Annotated in this window: 20 protein-coding genes; 11 read left to right on the top strand and 9 right to left on the bottom strand. The window is 63.8% G+C overall.

Annotation, left to right across the window (positions count from 1 at the left end; translation table 11 throughout):
* Positions 1 to 100: 100 nt before the first annotated feature.
* Positions 101 to 721, bottom strand: a complete 621-nt coding sequence (locus NKJ58_RS03200; protein WP_031208961.1) for a DUF922 domain-containing Zn-dependent protease — start codon at positions 719 to 721, stop codon at positions 101 to 103.
* A gap of 148 nt (positions 722 to 869) precedes the next feature.
* Between NKJ58_RS03200 and folP the strand changes: the two genes are divergently transcribed.
* The 3 genes from folP to folK are packed head-to-tail and all read left to right on the top strand — an operon-like array spanning position 870 to position 2,594.
* Entirely contained in the window at positions 870 to 1,715 is an 846-nt protein-coding gene (gene folP / locus NKJ58_RS03195) for a dihydropteroate synthase (protein ID WP_352518821.1), read from the top strand.
* A gap of 17 nt (positions 1,716 to 1,732) precedes the next feature.
* Complete coding sequence (gene folB, locus NKJ58_RS03190) at positions 1,733 to 2,092, top strand: dihydroneopterin aldolase (protein WP_023673502.1); 360 nt, start codon at positions 1,733 to 1,735, stop codon at positions 2,090 to 2,092.
* A complete protein-coding gene (gene folK, locus NKJ58_RS03185) occupies positions 2,076 to 2,594 on the top strand; it encodes a 2-amino-4-hydroxy-6-hydroxymethyldihydropteridine diphosphokinase (RefSeq protein WP_352518820.1) in 519 nt (172 codons plus the stop codon). The genes folB and folK overlap by 17 nt, the downstream gene beginning before the upstream one ends.
* On the opposite strand, the gene NKJ58_RS03180 is transcribed toward folK, so the two are convergent.
* Both NKJ58_RS03180 and NKJ58_RS03175 read right to left on the bottom strand, forming a co-directional pair.
* Positions 2,591 to 3,139, bottom strand: a complete 549-nt coding sequence (locus NKJ58_RS03180) for a DUF924 family protein (protein ID WP_023673500.1) — start codon at positions 3,137 to 3,139, stop codon at positions 2,591 to 2,593. The genes folK and NKJ58_RS03180 overlap by 4 nt on opposite strands.
* Positions 3,139 to 4,986, bottom strand: coding sequence for a monovalent cation:proton antiporter-2 (CPA2) family protein (locus NKJ58_RS03175; protein ID WP_023673499.1), 1,848 nt, complete (start codon positions 4,984 to 4,986; stop codon positions 3,139 to 3,141). Before NKJ58_RS03175 ends, NKJ58_RS03180 begins: the two co-directional genes overlap by 1 nt.
* Before the next feature lie 160 nt (positions 4,987 to 5,146).
* Here NKJ58_RS03175 and NKJ58_RS03170 point away from each other — a divergent pair, with 160 nt between their 5' ends.
* The 3 genes from NKJ58_RS03170 to NKJ58_RS03160 all read left to right on the top strand — a co-directional run bounded on the left by NKJ58_RS03170 (position 5,147) and on the right by NKJ58_RS03160 (position 7,854).
* Positions 5,147 to 6,136, top strand: a complete 990-nt coding sequence (locus NKJ58_RS03170) for an AraC family transcriptional regulator (RefSeq protein ID WP_023673498.1) — start codon at positions 5,147 to 5,149, stop codon at positions 6,134 to 6,136.
* A gap of 59 nt (positions 6,137 to 6,195) precedes the next feature.
* Positions 6,196 to 7,404, top strand: a complete 1,209-nt coding sequence (locus NKJ58_RS03165; protein ID WP_023688655.1) for an MFS transporter — start codon at positions 6,196 to 6,198, stop codon at positions 7,402 to 7,404.
* Positions 7,405 to 7,587: 183 nt separating this feature from the next.
* Positions 7,588 to 7,854, top strand: coding sequence for a hypothetical protein (locus NKJ58_RS03160; protein ID WP_023688654.1), 267 nt, complete (start codon positions 7,588 to 7,590; stop codon positions 7,852 to 7,854).
* A 343-nt stretch (positions 7,855 to 8,197) separates the two neighbouring features.
* Here NKJ58_RS03160 and NKJ58_RS03155 read toward each other — a convergent pair whose 3' ends face one another.
* The 4 genes from NKJ58_RS03155 to NKJ58_RS03140 all read right to left on the bottom strand — a co-directional run bounded on the left by NKJ58_RS03155 (position 8,198) and on the right by NKJ58_RS03140 (position 11,958).
* The gene (locus NKJ58_RS03155; RefSeq protein ID WP_023673495.1) at positions 8,198 to 8,746 is read right to left on the bottom strand and encodes a hypothetical protein; all 549 of its coding nucleotides are present in this window, start codon (positions 8,744 to 8,746) and stop codon (positions 8,198 to 8,200) included.
* An 82-nt stretch (positions 8,747 to 8,828) separates the two neighbouring features.
* Positions 8,829 to 9,893, bottom strand: coding sequence for a YcjF family protein (locus tag NKJ58_RS03150; protein ID WP_352518819.1), 1,065 nt, complete (start codon positions 9,891 to 9,893; stop codon positions 8,829 to 8,831).
* Positions 9,890 to 11,368 carry a YcjX family GTP-binding protein gene (locus tag NKJ58_RS03145; RefSeq protein ID WP_023673493.1) on the bottom strand — a complete coding sequence of 493 codons (1,479 nt, stop codon included), beginning with the start codon at positions 11,366 to 11,368 and terminating at the stop codon, positions 9,890 to 9,892. The genes NKJ58_RS03150 and NKJ58_RS03145 overlap by 4 nt, the downstream gene beginning before the upstream one ends.
* Before the next feature lie 86 nt (positions 11,369 to 11,454).
* A complete protein-coding gene (locus NKJ58_RS03140; protein ID WP_023696494.1) occupies positions 11,455 to 11,958 on the bottom strand; it encodes a SixA phosphatase family protein in 504 nt (167 codons plus the stop codon).
* Positions 11,959 to 12,027: 69 nt separating this feature from the next.
* Here NKJ58_RS03140 and NKJ58_RS03135 point away from each other — a divergent pair, with 69 nt between their 5' ends.
* Both NKJ58_RS03135 and dksA read left to right on the top strand, forming a co-directional pair.
* Positions 12,028 to 12,207, top strand: coding sequence for a hypothetical protein (locus NKJ58_RS03135; protein WP_023696495.1), 180 nt, complete (start codon positions 12,028 to 12,030; stop codon positions 12,205 to 12,207).
* 5 nt (positions 12,208 to 12,212) lie between these two features.
* Positions 12,213 to 12,629, top strand: a complete 417-nt coding sequence (gene dksA, locus NKJ58_RS03130; protein ID WP_023673491.1) for an RNA polymerase-binding protein DksA — start codon at positions 12,213 to 12,215, stop codon at positions 12,627 to 12,629.
* Positions 12,630 to 12,804: 175 nt separating this feature from the next.
* On the opposite strand, the gene NKJ58_RS03125 is transcribed toward dksA, so the two are convergent.
* On the bottom strand, positions 12,805 to 13,521 hold the full coding sequence (locus tag NKJ58_RS03125) for a flagellar biosynthetic protein FliO (RefSeq protein WP_023724344.1): 717 nt from the start codon (positions 13,519 to 13,521) through the stop codon (positions 12,805 to 12,807).
* A gap of 205 nt (positions 13,522 to 13,726) precedes the next feature.
* Between NKJ58_RS03125 and cckA the strand changes: the two genes are divergently transcribed.
* Positions 13,727 to 16,297 carry a cell cycle histidine kinase CckA gene (gene cckA, locus NKJ58_RS03120; RefSeq protein ID WP_023829676.1) on the top strand — a complete coding sequence of 857 codons (2,571 nt, stop codon included), beginning with the start codon at positions 13,727 to 13,729 and terminating at the stop codon, positions 16,295 to 16,297.
* An 84-nt stretch (positions 16,298 to 16,381) separates the two neighbouring features.
* Positions 16,382 to 17,092, top strand: a complete 711-nt coding sequence (locus tag NKJ58_RS03115; RefSeq protein ID WP_023815808.1) for a purine-nucleoside phosphorylase — start codon at positions 16,382 to 16,384, stop codon at positions 17,090 to 17,092.
* 5 nt (positions 17,093 to 17,097) lie between these two features.
* On the opposite strand, the gene NKJ58_RS03110 is transcribed toward NKJ58_RS03115, so the two are convergent.
* Positions 17,098 to 17,400, bottom strand: a complete 303-nt coding sequence (locus NKJ58_RS03110; RefSeq protein ID WP_023670924.1) for a ribbon-helix-helix domain-containing protein — start codon at positions 17,398 to 17,400, stop codon at positions 17,098 to 17,100.
* 220 nt (positions 17,401 to 17,620) lie between these two features.
* Here NKJ58_RS03110 and NKJ58_RS03105 point away from each other — a divergent pair, with 220 nt between their 5' ends.
* On the top strand, positions 17,621 to 18,016 hold the full coding sequence (locus NKJ58_RS03105; RefSeq protein WP_023684616.1) for a VOC family protein: 396 nt from the start codon (positions 17,621 to 17,623) through the stop codon (positions 18,014 to 18,016).
* Positions 18,017 to 18,064: the final 48 nt, after the last annotated feature.

The following is an 18,064-nucleotide window of genomic DNA, read 5'->3' as shown; positions in this document are numbered from 1 at the left end:
ACATATGTCGTCCCGTATAGGCCGATTTCGACCTATGCCCGAAAATTTTCTGGGGCTGGCCTCATGTTTCGGCAGAATTGGCTTGGTATCAGTCCGTGTTTCAGCCGGGCGGAAGCTGGCCCTTCTCGACGCGCTGCATGCGGTAGCGCAGCAGCCGCAGGATGCGGCTTTCGAAATTCACGCCTTCGACGCGGTCGAAGCGCAATTGGTCCTGGTCATGCCTGGCGAGTTCGGCCGCGGTGATCTGCGCCGCCTTCGCCTTGGCCCCGGCGCAGGTCTTTTGCGCAAAGCTCGCGTTCAGCGCGTCTTCGAGCAGACGGCCGTGGTTCTTGGCGATCTCGACATGACGCTCCTCATGGCGCTTGATGTCGGCCGACAGCGTGTCCCAGAACAGCCTGACATCGGGATCGGCCTTGCGCGGCCTGCGCCACTCCGGAAGGATGACCTTGACCTTGACGGTAACGGCGGCCTTGGCGATGCGGCAGGTGTCTGCGGTTTGCGCGTAGCTGATGCGGGTGGTGAACGCCATCTGGGTGGCGCCCGGATGCCGCATCCCGGTGCTTTTCACCTCGGGTCCATGCTTCGACAATTGCGTCTCGATGTCATCGAGCGTGCTGCCGCCGATGGCAAAATAGCTGTAAGTCTTCACCAGATTGGCAGCATTCGCCGGCAGGACGGTCAAAGCCAGCATCAGGGCGCAGAGCAGGGGTCGTTTCATCATGTTGCCTCTTCACTCACCTTGCTTTACGGCCGTTGCCGGCGCAACGGAATTGATCTTCCACCGATCACGCATCGTTGATGGATTGCAAGCGCTCGATGAGCCACATGCCAATGAGCCACATGCCAATGAGACACATGGTTGAAGGACAATGACGACAAGGCGATGGCAACTGGCGCATGGGCGCCATCTCGAACTTGGCGAGAAAGCTATTGTGGTCGGCATTCTCAACGTCACGCCGGACAGTTTTTCGGATGGCGGACTGTTCATCACGCCCGATCAGGCGGTGGCTCAGGCGCGCCGTATGGCGCAAGAGGGCGCTGCCGTCATCGACATCGGCGGGGAATCCACACGCCCCGGCGCCTCGCCCGTGACGCCTGAAGAAGAGCAGGCCCGCATCCTGCCGGTCATCGCCGCGCTCGCCAGTTCAGGCGAAGCCCTGATTTCGGTCGACACCTATCGCGAGGAAACCGCGCGCCTCGCCGTCGCCGCCGGCGCGCATATCGTCAACGATGTCTGGGGCTTGCAGCGTGAACCCGGCATCGCCCGCGTCGCCGCCGAGACCGGCGCCGGACTGGTCATCATGCATACCGGGCGCGGGCGGCAAAAACTGCCCGACGTCATCGCCGACCAGTTTTTGTTCCTCAAGGCTTCGCTGGAAGTCGCCAGGCGCAGCGGCGTTGCGGACGATCATATCGTACTCGATGCCGGCTTCGGCTTCGCCAAGGAGACGGCTGAGGAAAACCTCGACCTGATGGCGCGGTTTTCCGAGCTTAAGGAGCTCGGTTTTCCCTTGATGGCCGGCACCTCCAGAAAACGCTTCATCGGCACCGTCACCGGCCGCGAAGCCGGCGCGCGCGCCGCCGGGACGGTAGCCACCAGTGTCATTCTGAGGCTGAAGGGCGCCGATCTGTTTCGCGTCCACGATGTCGCAATCAACGTGGACGCACTGGCGGTCGCCGATGCTATGCTGGCGCGCGAAAAGCCAGGACGCTGAGCCCAGGACACTAAGAAATGTACGTCATCCGCATGAAGAACTGCGCCTTCTTTGCCCGGCACGGCGTGCTGGATGAGGAAGAGGCGCTTGGCCAGCGTTTTTATGTCGATGCCGAGTTGACGGTCGAGCCCAGCCGCCCGCTGGAGGATGATTCCATCGAGGACACCGTCAATTACGGCATCGCCTTCACGGTGATTGAAAAGATCGTCACTGGACATCGCCGCTTCCTGATCGAGGCGCTGGCGCTCGAAGTGGCGAAGGCGCTGACTTCACGGTTCCCGCAGATCAGGAAGGCCGAGATCACCGTGCGCAAGCCCAACGCACCGGTGCCCGGCGTGCTCGATTATGTCGAGGTGACCGTTGTCTGGCCAGAGTAACAATAACACGGTCTATCTCAGCCTTGGCGGCAATCTTGGCGATCCCTCGGCCTCGATGGCGGCGGCGCTGCGCCTGCTCGACGCCGACGAGAGCACGCGCGTCGTCGCCGTCTCCTCACTTTACCGCACGCCGCCCTGGGGCAAGCTCGACCAGCCGGATTTCCTCAACGCCGCTGCCGAAATCTCGACCTCGCTGGCGCCAAGGGCGCTGCTCGACCTCTGCCTCGAGGCCGAGCGCAAGCTGAAGCGGGTGCGCGAGGAGCGCTGGGGTCCGCGCCTGATCGACATCGACATATTGGTGTTCGGCGACCGCACAATCCACGAAATCGGGCTGGAGGTGCCGCATCCCCGAATGGTGGAGCGCGCCTTCGTGCTGGCGCCCTTGGCAGAGATCGCGCCGGATCTGGCGGTGGGCGGCAGGAGCGTGACCGAGCGGCTCAGCGCCGTCGATACGTCAGGCATAGAGCGGCTGGCTTCCGGCCGCGATTGGTGGCTGGGTTAACCGGAGAAGCCGCCGCCATCGAGAAATGCCTGTTCGTCCGCCGTCGTCTCGCGGCCAAGCATCTTGTTCCTGTGCGGAAAGCGGCCGAAGCGCTGGATGATGTCGCGGTGCTCGATGGCGTATTTCACATACTCCGGCGCCCTGGCGGTGGTGAGCTCGACCGATCTGTCCTGGTCGGCGGGCAGTTCCGAATGTTCGTAGGGCAGGTACAGGAAGACGCGCAGGTTTTCTTCCAGCGAAAGGTCATGGCCGGCCGCAATCGCCTTGGCGGCAAAGTGCCGTGCCAGCGGATCGGTGGCGTACATATGGCCTGAGCCGCGAAAGCAGTTGCGCGGAAACTGGTCGAGCAGGATCATCAGCGCCAGCGAACCCTCGGCATGCTCCGACCATGCGTCGCACTCGCGCCGCGCGGCGGCAAAGTGCAGGTCGAGAAACCTGCTGCGGAAATCCGCGTCGAAGACGTCGTTCTTCTCGAACCACGCGTCTTCGCCGGCCTCGCGCCAGAATTTGGTGACGGCGAGCGCGCGCTCATCCGATGCGGTCATCAGCTTTCCCCCTGATCGGCGGGCTCGGGCTTGTGCAGCACGCCGGCCGTCTCTTCGTTCAGCGCCTGGCCGGGCCGGCGCGGTTGCGTCAGCGGCGTCGGGATCGGCGTGCCGGTATTGCCCCTGAGGAAACGTTGCCCGGCGCGGACGCCTTCGGCCAGCTGCGTCTCCAGTCGGGCATTGTCGCGCCGTCGCACATCCTCGATGACATCGGCGACATCTTCCGGCTCGACGCCCAAAACCTCGAGCGCGGAACCGCCGAAGACGAGGGCCGATTCGAAGGTCTCGCGCAGCTGGAAGTCGACCCCGGCGCGGATGAGCGACAGCGCGGTGCCACGATCGAAGGCACGCGCCAGGACAGTCAGCAGCGGGAACTCCGCCTTGATCAGTTCCGCCATGCGCACGGCGGCGTCCGGCTTGTCGACGCAGATCAGCACGGCGCGGGCGCGGCCTGCACCTGCGGCGCGCAGAATGTCGAGCCGCGTGCCGTCGCCATAATAGACCTTGAAGCCGAAATCGGCGGCCGCCTGGATCATTTCGACATCATTGTCGATGATCGACACGTCGATGCCGCGCAACAAAAGCGGCTGGCTGGCGATCTGGCCGAAACGGCCGAAGCCGATGACCAGCACACTGCCGGTAAGGCCGTCGGCGATGTCGACGCCTTCAAGCGACTGCTCGTCGCGCGGCGTCACATATTTGAGCGCAATGATGGCCAGCGGCGTCAGCACCATGGAGATGATGATGATCGCGGTCAGCGTTGCGTTGGCCCGGCTGTCGATGATGCCAACCGCCGCCGCGGCCGAATAGAGGACGAAGGCGAATTCGCCGCCTTGCGCCATGATCACGGCGCGTTCCAGCGCTTCACGATGACCGCTCTTCAGCAAGCGGGCGACGAGGTAGATGCCGAGCGCATTCATCGCCATGTAGGCGACGACATAGACGGCGATCAGCCGCCAGTTGTCGGCCACCACATGTAGGTCGAGCGACATGCCGACGGCGAGGAAGAAAAGGCCAAGCAGGATGCCGCGGAATGGCTCGACGTCGGCCTCCAGCTGGTGGCGGAAGGTCGATTCCGACAACAGCACGCCGGCGAGGAAGGCGCCCATCGCCATCGAGAGGCCGGAAAGCTGCATGACCAGCGCCGACCCCAGCACGACCAGAAGGGCTGCCGCCGTCATGACTTCGCGCGCCTTGGCGTCGGCCAGGATGCGGAAGAACGGGTTGAGCAGATAGCGGCCGGCCACCACCAGCCCGACGATGGCGCCAAGACCGATGCCGATTTCGGTCAGCCTTTGCTGCAGGGTCATCTCGCTGCCGCCCGGCGCCAGGAAGGCGACCAGCGCCAGAAGCGGCACGATTGCCAGATCCTCGAGCAGCAGGATGGACACGATGCGCTGGCCCTTGGGGCTGGCCATCTCGCCACGCTCTTCCAGAAGCTGCATGACGATCGCCGTCGAGGTCAGGACGAAGCCGGCGCCGGCAACGAAGGATTGCGCGATCGGAAAGCCGCCGGCGAGACCAACACCGGTGAGCAGCAAGGCGCAGACGCCGACCTGCAGCGCGCCGAGGCCGAAAATCTCGCGGCGCAGGCCCCATAGCCGCGACGGCTGCATCTCCAGCCCGATGATGAACAGGAACATGACCACGCCGAGTTCGGCGACATGCAGGATGGCTTCCGATTCGGAAAAAATGCCAATACCGAACGGGCCGATGACCACGCCCGCGGCGAGATAGCCTAGGATCGAGCCCAGCCCCATGCGTTTGAAGATCGGAACGGCGACGACGCCTGCGGCAAGCAGCGCCACCACCTGAATGAGATCGCTGCCCGATGCTTCCGCTGCCATGCCTCTTGTCCCTGTGTCCGACAGCACTCCTTGCATGCACCGGGAGCGGGAGGCAAGGGCGGGAAGCCTGCCAGGATGGGTAGGGTGCCGTGGCAGCGATTCCCCGGTGGAACAACAGTCTGCGCTTGCCTGTCGGACGGCCGGTATCTATATCTGGCAAATGCCTGATTATTCGTCCCGGCCGTCGCCGCTGCCACATATCCCGATGGATGCGCTCAGCGAAGTTCTGCAAGACTTTCGCTTGAGTGGCGTCAACTATGGCCGCTGCGAACTCCGGCACCCATGGAGCATAGACTTTCCGCAACAACAACTGCTTCGTTTTCACTTTGTCGGCCAGGGTCCATGCTGGATTCACACCGAAGCGCAAGGCTGGCAGGAGTTGCGCGATGGCGATCTGGTGCTGCTGCCGCAAGGCATCGCCCATCGGCTGGCGAGTGCGCCGGACGTGGTGGGCGATTCGCTCGAGGGCTGCCAGGTGATCAAGTTGGGCGGCAACGTTTGCGAAGTGATACGGCAGGGAACGGGCGCGACAAGCACCCTTTTCTGCGGCTCCATGTCTCTCGGCTCCTATGCGCTCAATCCGTTGATCACGTTGATGCCGCCTCTCATCAAGGGTTGCGACGTGGCCGGCAATGACCCGATGGTCGGCCCTTTGCTGGCGGCCATGACGGTGGAGGCCGCGCAACCGCAGATGGGCAGCGCCACCATCCTGTCGCGTATGGCGGATTTGCTGACAGCCAGGCTCATCCGGTGCTGGGTCAATTGCAACGGCGCATCGACCACCGGTTGGCTCGCAGCCATCCGCGACCCCCATATAGGCCGCGCTCTGGCGGCCATGCACCGCGACCCCGGCCACAACTGGACGCTGGGAAGCCTCGCCGGCGTGGCAGGCCAATCGCGTTCGATTTTCGCCGAGCGCTTCAGCGCGGTATTGGGGGAGGGTGCCGCACATTATCTCGCCCGCCTGCGCATGCAGCTTGCCCGCGAATTGCTGGGCCAAAACGGCTTGTCGGTTGCCGAAGTCGCTACCCGTTTGGGCTATGATTCCGAGGCGTCCTTCGCCCGCGCGTTCAAGCGCATCACCAATGTCTCGCCAGGCGTTGTGCGTCGCACAATTCCCGGACGAATGGATATGAATTTCGGATTTTAAGGTACATAACATCCGGGCGGACTCGCCTATCTAAGATCTCCAACTGTGGAGATCTTTCCGTGACGGACACAACATTACAGCTTGAAGACGCCGCAATCGGCCTTGATGCCGATGCACCAGCCGCGTGGAGCGCGGCCACATGGTTTGCGGTCCTATCATTGGCGGCCACCAGCTTTGCCCTGGTGTCAGCCGAGTTCTTGCCGGCAGGTCTGTTGACGCCGATGGCGCGCGATCTCGGCATCAGCGAGGGAACTGCCGGACAGGTCGTCACCGCCACCGCTTCCGTTGGCGCCGTGACGGCCATGTTGAGCAATGTTCTCATCGGCCGATTGAACCGCAAGGCGGTGCTGGTTGGCCTCATGGCCCTGGCGGTCGGTTCCAATATTCTTGCGGCGCTGGCGCCCAATTTCTGGCTGCTGTTGCTGGGCCGGGCCGGGTTGGGGATCGCTCTTAGCGCTTTCTGGGCACTTTCCGTTGCCGTCGTGGCGCGGCTGGTCGGCGCCAATGCGACAGGTCGCGGCATGGCGATCGTGACCCTCGGCGTCTCGCTCGCGACCATTGCCGCGCCGTCGATGGGTGCGTTGATCAGCGACTGGCTGGGATGGCGCAGCGCGATGGCCATGACGGCGGGGCTGGCCGCGCTTGCCATGCTGCTGCAGCTTCTCAGCCTGCCGACCTTGCCTGCGGCGGCAAGCAACAGCCTTGCAGACGTCTTTCGGCTGACACGGCGGCGTGGCATCCAACTCGGCATGCTTGCCATTGTTCTGCTGATGACCGGGCATTTTGCCGGCTCGGTCTATGTGCGCCCGTTCCTCGAACAGGTGACGCTCCTCACAACCGGGCCGATTGCCCTGGCGCTGCTCGGGTTCGGCATCGCCGCTGTGATCGGCAATATTGCCGGTGGCCGCCTGGCCGACACCAACATCCACATGGCCCTCGCAGTTACCGCCGCGTTGATGGCGTTTGCGGCACTCGCTTTGGTGCTTTGGGGCGCGCAAACCGGCGTTGCCTTCGGCTTTGTTACGCTGTGGGGCTTCGCCTTCGGCATGGCGCCGGTTGTGCTGCCGACCAATATGTCCCGCGCGGCGCCTGATGCGCTGGAAGCAGCAGGCAGCCTGATGGTCACTTCCTTCCAGGTTGCCATCACCGTCGGTGCGGTTGTCGGCGGTTATGTCGTGGACACCTATGGCGCTACGGGGCCTTTGACCCTAACCGCCGTCCTTGCCGCGGCGACGGCCGCACTGGCGCTGCTGCAGCCTCGTGGCTGAAACCTTGCTTCGTCTGACACGGGCGGCCTCAATCAGGCCGTCCGCGCCGTTGCAGCAGCGCTGCACAAGTTTATGCGCCGCACACGTTGCGTTTTGCCGCAATCGGCGGCTATGGGACGCCAGGCTTCGGCCGTTGGAAGGCAGCGACGATCAAGTTCTGCCTTCGTGAGGAGAATGACTGACATGAAGAAGTTTTTGCTCGTCGGCGTGGGTGTCGCCATGCTTGCCGCATCGGCCTGTTCGAAGGCGCCTGAATGCACGCAGGAGATTGCCGCCAAGAAGGCGCAGGAGATGACCGCCGCGCTGCAGGAGGCGATCACCAAGGATCCGTCCAAGGCCGCCGACCTGACCGCCAAGGTGCAGGCTGTGACGACCAAATATCAGGGCGCCACCACGCCGGCCGACGCCTGCAAGGCCTATGACGAGCTGACGGCCGCCATCAAGGGCTGATTCTTCGTTCGGAAATTGAGAAAGGCGGTGGCTCGAGTAGCCGCCGCCTTTTTTGCTGGTGTTCTTAAAGCGCATCGCGCTGACACGAAGGACGGCCGGCACGCACAGGACCCTGACACGTTGGCCTTGCTGTGGCTTGGGCCGTCGGAGACGCTGACATCGTCGGTTGCGCGCCACATGTCCGATCGCGGCAGAAAGGTGCCGCACCGAGCGGCCCGTGCTTGAGGAGCGCCGACCCGGCCGCAAGGTGGCCTGTCATTTTCCGACATCGAGCTGAGCGGAACAGCTCAGCTATCGCGCAGTGCAACCCCGTTCCGCGCTTTTTGGGGGAACCGCTTGAGAGTCAGTTTTTGGCGATGGAGCCAACTTCGACGGCATCGACGCGCTTGAGGCTCATGCCGATGACCGGCACCAGCTGCTGGTCGACGCGCACGGCGATGGTCACCGTCATCGAATTGTCGTCGGGAATGCGGGCCTGCATGACGCCGCGCAGCTGGTTGCGGTTGATGGTGAAGACGACTTTGCGGGCATCGACCACGTTGCCGCCGATGATGTCCAGGCCCGACCCCGCGGCGCCGCCCATGAAATTGCCCTTGTAGTCGCGGCCCTTGCGCTCGACGGTCGCCGACATTTTCTGGGTGAAGACACCGACGCGGCAGTCGCCATCGAGCGTCATGCCGGTCTTGTTGTCCGGCGTCGAGCCGTCGAAGCTGCAGGTGAACTTCGTGCCCTTGTATTTGCCGGCGATGATTTCGCCCGGGCCGACCCATTTGCCTTCGACGGTGCGGAAGAACTGTTTGTCGGGCTCGGCTGCAAAGGCTTTCCCGGTCGGGCCCAGAGGTGCTGCAAGCGCGACCAGGGGCAGGACGCAGGACAAGATTACGCTTTTCATAGACGACACCCGGCAACAAGGAGGCTGTTGTTGGACGACCATGAACAAGATTGGTTAATGCTTGGTGACCGCGAGGGGGCGTTCACTTGGTCGAGGCGGGTGCTTCATTCTCTTTTCTGGCCGCAAACGAGGTCAGCGCCGACAGGAAATCGCCCATACCCGGCCGCCTGCCGGCAATGAAGGGCAGGGGCCGCGCCGTCTCCATGGCAGCAATGCCGATACGCGCCGTCATCATGCCGTTGACCACGCCTTCGCCGAGTTTCGCCGAAAGCCGTGCGGCAAGGCCATGGCCGATGATCTGCTGGACAAAGCTGTCGCCGACGGCGATCGAGCCGGTCACCGCCAGATGGGCAAGAACGCTGCGCGCCAGCCGGAAAAAGCCCAGCGTGCCCGGCCTGCCGCCGTAGAGTTCGGACAAGCGGCGGATCAGGCGCCCGGCCTCGAACACGACATAGGCAACGTCTACGAGTGCGCGGGGGCTGACGGCGGTGACCAGCGACACGCGTTTGGCTGCTTCGAGGATCATCACCTTGGCTCTCGCATCGAGCGGCCCGAGAATCTCGGTCTCGGCCAGTCGCACCAGATTGCCGCCATCGATGATCTCGCCGCGCAATTCGGCCAGGGAGCGCCTGCCGGCCGCGGTTTCGGGTTTCGCAGCGACAAAGGCCGAAAGCTCTTCGACGACGGCCCTTGCAGCCTTCGGATCGTCGCGGGCCACGGCATCGAGCGCCCGCTTTTGCAGTTTTTCGACCTCGGCCAGCCGGGCGATAGCCAGGAATTCGCGCACCAGCACGACTGCGAGGGCCAACACGGCAATTGCGGCCATTCCCGCTGCCAGCCACCCCAGCCACTCTGCGCGCTCGAACAGGTCGCGGATGAGCTGGTCGGTCCACAGGCCGACGGCGAGCGAAACCAGCACGCCGACCGCGCCGAAAAACAGGCTGGCAAACAGCGAGCGCCTGCGCGGCGCGGTCGCCGGCGGCGGTTCGGCGGCGACAATGTCCGGCTCATCGAAGACATCGATCTCGGCCGGCACGACGACGGTGCGCGGCTTGCGCGGCGGCTCGGCATGGGGGCTGCGCGTTTCCTGCTTCGGTTCGGCCTCCGGCTCGATGCGGAAAGCTGCCGGTCTGCGGGGCGCGGTCATGCCAGATGGTCTCCGATCAGGAACTGCAAGGCGCGGTCGAGCCTGATATGCGGCAGCGACAGCGTGACGCCTTCAGCGGTGCGTTCGAGCTTTGGCGGGCGAAAGCGCACGAAACGGATCGCCGGATCGTCGCTGCTCTGCCGGTGGTCGGCTTCCGAAACGTCGAAAACCGCATCAATTTTCTCCGGCAAGTCCCCGGGAAATATGGCGGTTTCGGCTTTACCATCAAAGGTTTCGCCGTTGATCTTCTCGCCCTTCAGCGGCGTGCCGATGATCACCGGCAGGGTGTCGCGGCCTTGCTTGACCGTGCCTTCGCGCGTCGCGCGCACCGCCGCCATGGCGACCACATCGACATCGGCGCCGGTGAAATTTGCCCGCGCCACGGCGCGGTCGGCAAGCCGCCGCACGATTGCCTGCAGCCGGTCATGGCTTTCGTGATGCAAATGGTCGGCCTTGGTCGCGGCAACCAGGATGCGGTCGATGCGGCGTGAAAACAGGTCGGTGAGGAAATTGCCTCGGCCAGGACGGAAACAGGAGAGGATTTCGGTCACCGCGCGTTCCAGGTCGGCCATCGCGCCGGGGCCGGCGTTCAACGCCTGCATGGCGTCGATCACCACGATCTGGCGGTCGAGGCGGGTGATGTGTTCGCGGAAGAACGGTTTCACCACATGCGTCTTGTAGGCCTCGTAGCGGCGCTCCATCATCGCTTGCAGCGAGCCGGAGCGCGGCCGTTTCTCACCCTTGAGCAGCAAGGGCGCGAAGGTCAGCGCCGGCGATCCCTCGAGGTCGCCAGGCATCAGGAAACGGCCGGGCGGCAAGGTCGAAAGCGCCCGCTCGTCGAGCTTGCAGGCCTTGAGGTAGGCGGCAAAACTCTCGGCGAGGCGCCGCGCCGTCATCTCGTCGGCTTCGGCATTGGGTTCGATCCTCGCCGACAGCGCCCGCCAGTCCTGCGACAGGTCGGCCCGCACCGGCAGCATCGCCATCTCGAACGCCTCGCGCGAAAAATCGGCGAAGGATTTGCCGAGCAGCGGCAGGTCGAGCAGCCATTCGCCGGGGTAGTCGACGATGTCGACCGACAATCGGCCGCTGGAAAACATCCGGTTCCAACCGGAGGCAGACTCATATTCGATGGTGAGCCTGAGTTCCGAAATGGCGCGCGTCGAGTCCGGCCAGACACGGTCGTTGACCAGGGCGGAGATATGGTCCTCGTACTGAAAACGCGGCACGGCATCGTCCGGCTGTTCCTCGAGGAAGGCGCGAGCGATCCGTCCCGACTTCTGCGCCTCGAACAGCGGCAGGCGCCCACCATGGATGAGATTGTGGACAAGGGCGGAGATGAACACTGTCTTGCCGGCGCGCGAAAGGCCGGTAACGCCCAGCCGAAGCGACGGCGAAAAAAGCCCGCTCGCACGCCCCGACAGCGTATCCAGGGCAATTCTCGCTTCGTCGGTGAAAGTGGTCAGCGATGATGCCAAAATCTGTTCTCTCGAGGCTTCCGTTCGCCCGATATAGGCTTTGCATCTCCAGTTTGAAATGGCGCCTGGACCTGGCCGGTTTCCGCTCAGAGATCGGCGGGCGTCAGGAAGGCTTCGAGATAGCCCGAACCTTGCGCGGCGTCGGTGAGGGTACCGTCGAAGCGCACGACCGCAAGGCCGGAGGTCGGGAAACCATGGTTCATGATGGCCCGCGCGGCCTCGTCGCCATCGCCCGAGACCGCCATGGCAAGGTCTTCCGTCATCGGATTGTGGCCGATGACCAGCAGCGAGCCGGGGCCGCCATTGCTGCGGATGATGGCGAGGTAGCCGGCGGCATCCTCGCTGTAGAGCGTGTCGAAGAACAGCACCCGGCCGGTATCGGTGTGGCCGGCGATGCCTTCCAGCGTCTGGCGCGCCCGCTTGGCGTTGGAGCAGAGCGTGATATCGGGGATGTAGTTGCGGGCACGCATCGCAGTCCCCATCATTTCGGCATCGGCAATGCCGGATGCGTCGAGCGGGCGATCGAAGTCGCGCACGCCGGGAAGGGCCCAGCCAGCCTTCGCATGCCTCAACAGATACAGTCTGCTCACCGGACCCCCAATGGTGTGCTGCCCACCAATGACACAACTGGATTAGCCACGAGAAAGGCCTGAGGCACAATGGGCGGCGACGCCCAAGCGCAGCGAATCATGTGCGAATTCGCCCGCGCCCTTGCTATGGAAGGCTTTGCTGAGGATCGCCCGCGCGGCATTAACAATTGCGTGAAACGCGCGCGGATTACGCTTGTGCAGCCTTCTCTGCGCGAATATATAGGCGCCAAATTTGGGGTTGTTGGGTGAGTCGAATGAACGATATCGTTACAGCCAATTACGTACCCTCCGAAGACGAGCCGTTCATGAACGAACGGCAGAAATCCTACTTTCGCCTGAAGCTCGTCACCTGGAAGACCGACATACTGCGCGAAGCGCGCGAAACCCTCGAAATCCTGCAGCAGGAAAACGCCAACCATCCCGATCTCGCCGATCGCGCTTCCTCGGAAACCGACCGCGCCATCGAGCTTCGGGCCCGCGACCGCCAGCGCAAGCTCATTTCAAAGATCGATTCGGCGCTGCAGCGCATCGATGAAGGCACATACGGCTATTGCGAGGAAACCGGCGAGCCGATCGCGCTGAAGCGGCTGGATGCGCGTCCGATCGCGACCTTGTCGATCGAAGCGCAGGAGCGCCACGAACGCCGCGAGAAGGTCTATCGCGACGATTGAGCCGCTGCCGTCAGGCAGGACTGTTTCATCAGAAATGGCCGGGTTTCCCGGCCATTTCTGTTTTTGGCCGAAGGGTTTAGTCCGCCCCCAAGTTAAAGCGCGTCGCGCTGAAACGGACGACACGCTTAAGCGGCGTTCGATCGGGAATCGGCAAGATGTGACGGTTCGCCGGGCTTTACCGTTTCTGGCTGGCGAGTTCGCCGAGCAGCTTGGTCATCTCGTCGTCGAGAGACTGCGGTGCCTTCGCAGCCGGCTTGCTTGCCGGTTTGGGGTGCGAATCGTCGAGCGAGACCTCGAGCTCCCGCATCAGGGTATCGTCGATGGACTCATGCTTCGGTGGCGGGGCCTGCCGGGCAGTATTGGCGGCGGAGCCATAGGCCGGCAGCGGTGTCACATTGCTCGCCTGGTAGATTTGAGCCGGTTTCGGCGCCGGCGCGGCCTGGCGCGGCGGAACGGCGGCCGGAGCAGCCCTTACCGGTTGCGGCGGCGGCGCCTGCCTTGCGGGCGCGGCCGGAGCGGGTTGTGCTGCGCGCGGACGCGGCGCCTGTTGCTGCTGGCCAACACCGCCATCGCCGGTCAATGCCGGACGGCGTGGTGCTGCAAGCCTGATATCGCGCTCGACGACAACGTCGGTTGGGCCGCCGATCAAAAGCAGGTGTTCGATGTCGTCGCGACGGATGAGCACCAGCCGGCGGTGGCTGTCGACCGCCGTGGCGTCCATGACCGCCAGCCGTGTCTTGCGGTTCCTGCCGCCGGCAACGAAGGTGCCGAAGGTCAGGTTGCGGATCAGCCTGATGATAATGAGCACGATGACCAGCAGGACAAGGGCAGCAAACGTCCACAGCAGCGCTGCGGCATATCCGGGACCCGCCACATTATCCAGCCACTGCATCGGTGCCCCCAATCGGCTTTTGAAGTGGAGGGACACTAGACCGTTGCGGCCAGCCACCGCAAGTTGCCTTCACGCTTCGTGAACAGCTTGAAAACACCGACGCGTCATTTTTATCCGACATTTGCCGCCAAGGCCTTTTCCGGATTAGGAGAATGTGATTCAACCGGCCGGGGGCGGTGTCGGACAACTCACGAGCAGGGGGCATATGGCCAGGGAAACGCGCGGCGATTTCTATCCGGTACCGATCGTCGATCAGAACACGCGGCCAGGCGCGGTTACCCGGCTCATCGTGTTCATCATCGTCCTGACCGGGGCCGCGATCGTTTTCGGCATTTTCCGCGAGCGTCTTGGCGATCCGTTCCTGCTCGGCATGCTGGGCGTGCTTGCCATGATCGGCGTCGGCTTCCTGTTCGCCACGGCCATCGGCTTCGTGCAGATCGCGCCGCGTTCGACCGGGGATGAACTGTCGAAGGCCTTCGTCGATTCGATGTCGCAGGGCCTGATCGTCACCGACACCAAGGGCCGCGTCGTCTACGCCAACCGGGCCTACGCCGAGATGACCGGTGCTGCGTCGGCCGCCGATCTGAAGACGGTCGAAGGCCTGCTTTCCGATGTCCCCGAAGCTTCGGTGACCATATACCGGCTGGCCTCGGGCTTGCGCGATGGCCAGGCCGGCGACGGTGAGTTCCGGCTAGCACAGTCGATCCGGCCGGGCGCCGAACCCGGCGCGCGCTGGTACCGGGCGCGGGCCCGGACCTTCAGCGTTCCCGGTCAGCGCCTGCCGATGCTTGCCTGGCAGCTTGCCGATATCTCGCAGGAACGGGCCGAGCAGGAGCGTTTCTTCCTCGACTTGCAGAAGGCCATCGACCATCTCGACCATGCGCCGGCCGGTTTCTTCTCGGCCGACCAGGAAGGCCGTGTCACCTACATCAACGCCACGCTCGCCGAATGGCTGGGCATCGATCTGGCGAGCTTCACCCCTGGCGCCGTGACACTCCCGGAAATCGTCGCCGGCGACGGCATGGCGCTGGTGCGCTCGGTCAAGGCCGATCCCGGCACCACCCGCAACGCCGTCATCGATCTCGATCTTACGACGACGACCGGCGAGGCGCTGCCGGTGCGCTTCATGCATCGGGTCTCGGCCAGCCGCGAGGGGACCAACGGTCCCACCCGCACCATCGTGCTCAACCGCACCCAGGGCGAGGACGCATCGGCCGATCTTCGGGCTTCGGAGGTACGCTTCACTCGCTTCTTCAATTCGACGCCGATGGCCATTGCCGCCGTCGACAATGGCGGCCGCATCCTGCGCACCAACGCGCCGTTCCTGTCGCTGTTTTCCTCCGTCGTCGACGGCGACGCGGTCGACCGCCGCGTGCGGCTGGACACCGTGATCCACGAGCGCGACCGGCCGGCCTTTGCCGCCGCGTTCGAAAAGGCGCGGCTGAGGCAGGCCGACATCGAGCCGATCGACACGCTGCTGCCAGGCAATGAGGAGCGTCACATCCGCTTCTACGTCAACGCCGTCGCCGACGGCACCGGCGAGGGCGCCGAGGAATCGGCCATCGTCTATGCCGTCGAGACCACCGAGCAGAAGGCGCTCGAGGGCCAGATGGCGCAGAGCCAGAAGATGCAGGCAGTCGGACAGCTCGCCGGCGGCATCGCCCACGACTTCAACAATGTGCTGACCGCCATCATCATGGCGTCGGATCTTTTGCTGACCAATCACCGGCCGTCGGACCCGTCCTTCCCCGACATCATGAACATCAAGCAGAATGCCAACCGGGCGGCCTCGCTGGTGCGGCAGTTGCTCGCCTTCTCGCGCAAGCAGACATTGCGGCCGGAAGTGCTGAACCTGACCGACGTGCTTGCCGATCTCCGGATGCTGCTTGCCCGCCTGGTTGGCAACGAGATCAAGCTGAAGGTCGACCACGGCCGCGATTTGTGGCCGGTCAAGGTCGATATCGGCCAGTTCGAGCAGGTGGTGGTCAACCTGGCCGTCAACGCGCGCGACGCCATGCCGGCTGGCGGCGACCTCACCGTGCGCACCCGCAACGTCACCGCCGAACAATGCAAGAGCTTCTCCTACCGCGAGCTCACGCCTGCCGACTATGTCGTGGTCGAGGTCGAGGATAGCGGCTCGGGCATTGCGCCGGACGTGCTGAAGAAGATCTTTGAGCCGTTCTTCACCACCAAGGAAGTCGGCAAAGGCACCGGCCTTGGCCTGTCGATGGTCTATGGCATCATCAAGCAGACCGGCGGTTTCATCTTCTGCGATTCCGAAGTCGGCAAGGGCTCGACCTTCCGCATCTTCTTGCCGCGCCATATCGTGGAGGCGAAGAAGCCCGGCGACGTCAGCGAGGCGCCGGTTGCGCCCGTCAAAGCCGCCGACAGCGCCAAGGACCTGTCGGGCTCGGCCACGGTGCTGCTGGTCGAGGACGAGGACGCCGTGCGCATGGGCGGCTCCCGGGCGCTTACATCGCGCGGCTACACTGTCCACGAGGCGTCCTCGGGCGTCGAGGCGCTGGAAGTCTTCGAAGCGCTCGGCGGCAAAGTCGATATCGTCGTGTCCGACGTGGTGATGCCGGAAATGGACGGACCGACGCTGCTCGGCGAACTGCGCAAGCGCCAGCCCGACATCAAGTTCGTCTTCGTGTCCGGCTATGCCGAAGACGCTTTCGCCAGAAACCTGCCGCCGGACGCGCAATTCGGCTTCCTGCCGAAGCCGTTCTCCCTCAAGCAACTGGCCACCGTGGTCAAGGATGTATTGGAGTCCTAGGGCGCCCTAATTCAAAGCTTGCGCAATGACGTGACACTGCCATGATTGCAGGCGAAACGGGCGGCGGGTTTTGGGGAGCATGTCGTGACGCCGCACAACGAGGCTGCCAGGGGCGACTATGCCGCAACGGTGCTGTTGCCGGGCGATCCGCAACGCGCCGAGTGGATGGCAAAGACATTTCTTGAGGCGCCGCGCTGCGTCAACCGCCGCCGGGGCGCACTCGGCTTCACCGGTCTCTATCGCGGCCGTCCCATCAGCATCCAGGCCACCGGCATCGGTGTCCCGTCCTTCCTGGTCTATGTGCATGAACTCCTGGATGTTCACGGCGTCAAAACGCTGATCCGCACAGGTACTTGCGGCGGCCTGACACCCCGCGTGCCGCTGCGCTCCTTGGTGATCTCGCAGTCGGTGCGCGCCGAAAGCGACCAAAGCGGCCAGGTCTTCGGCCTCTACGATGCTGCAGCCCGGCCCGATCCCGGCCTGTTCGCCCACGCTTTGGCCTGCGCCGCCCAGCTCGGCATTGGCCACCAGGCCGGGCTGACCATCTGCAGCGATGTCTTCTACCACCCTGAAGGGCGCGACCGCTTTGCCGAAGCGCAGGCGCTTGGGGCTCTCGCTGTCGATATGGAAACCAGCGCACTCTACCGAATCGCGGCGCATTTCGGCGCCCGCGCGCTGTCGCTGCTGACCGTCGTCGACAACATCGTGACCGGCGAACAGACTGCCTATTCCGAACGTCAGGCGCTGTTCACCGATATGGCGCGGCTCGGGCTCGACGTTGCGGCGGAAGGCTAGCTTCCTCAGGCCGCTTCGCGCTTCGGCGTCAGCTCATCCATGTCTGGCCGGTGACCGCGCAGATAGAGCGCGCAGGTGGTGCGCAGCATCGACGCGAAGTTGGGAATGGCGCCGTTGATCTCGATCGCCTCGTCATAGAGTTTTGAGATGAACTTCGGCGTCGTCAGGCCTTGGCTGTCGGCAATTTCGTCAAGCAGCGCCCAGAATGTTCCTTCAAGCTGGATACTCGTAGAGTGACCGTCGATGCGGATCGACCGGTTGATCTGTCGATAGCCTTCCGGATCCTGCCCGGCAAAAACCCTGCACATCCTTACCTCCCGATATTGTTGGTTTTGGGCGCAGCGTGTCGCGCCTTCAAGTTGTGGTTGTCCCTGCATGTTCGGCCTTGTGGGCCGAATCGGCAATCGGACTTTCGTCTTTAGGCGCAGGCATAGCAGCGATTGCAAATTTAGCCGTGGTAACCGGCTGCCACCACCTTTCGCGCGTGCCGCCCATAATCGCCTCCAACATGCAGCGGCGGAGACTGATTTGGCCAAGGCAATCCATTCCATGATCCGGGTTCTCCAAGAGGCCAGATCCGTCGATTTCTACAGAAACGCTTTCGGGCTCGATGTCGCCGACAGGCTGGATTTCGAGACATTCACGCTGATTTACCTTGCCAACGCCGAAACGGGGTTCGAGCTCGAACTCACCGTGAACAAGGGCCGCACCGAGCCTTATGGGCTAGGCGACGGTTACGGCCACCTGGCGGTCTCGGTGTCCGATCTCGACAGCGAACACGACCGGATCGGCGCGCTCGGCCTCAACCCTAAGAAGATCGTCGAATTCAACCGCGACGGATCGCTGATCGCCCGCTTTTTCTTCATCGAGGACCCCGACGGCTACAAGATCGAGGTTCTGCAGCGTGGAGGGCGCTTCCAGTAGGGGATTATCGGCCGCATTCAGCCGCGCGGCGCCAGCAACGGCGCTGTT

The organism is Mesorhizobium sp. M0139 (assembly GCF_040322455.1).
Classification (GTDB): Bacteria; Pseudomonadota; Alphaproteobacteria; order Rhizobiales; family Rhizobiaceae; genus Mesorhizobium.
Note: the sequence above shows the minus strand (reverse complement) of the source record. Positions and strands in the feature narration are given on the sequence as shown.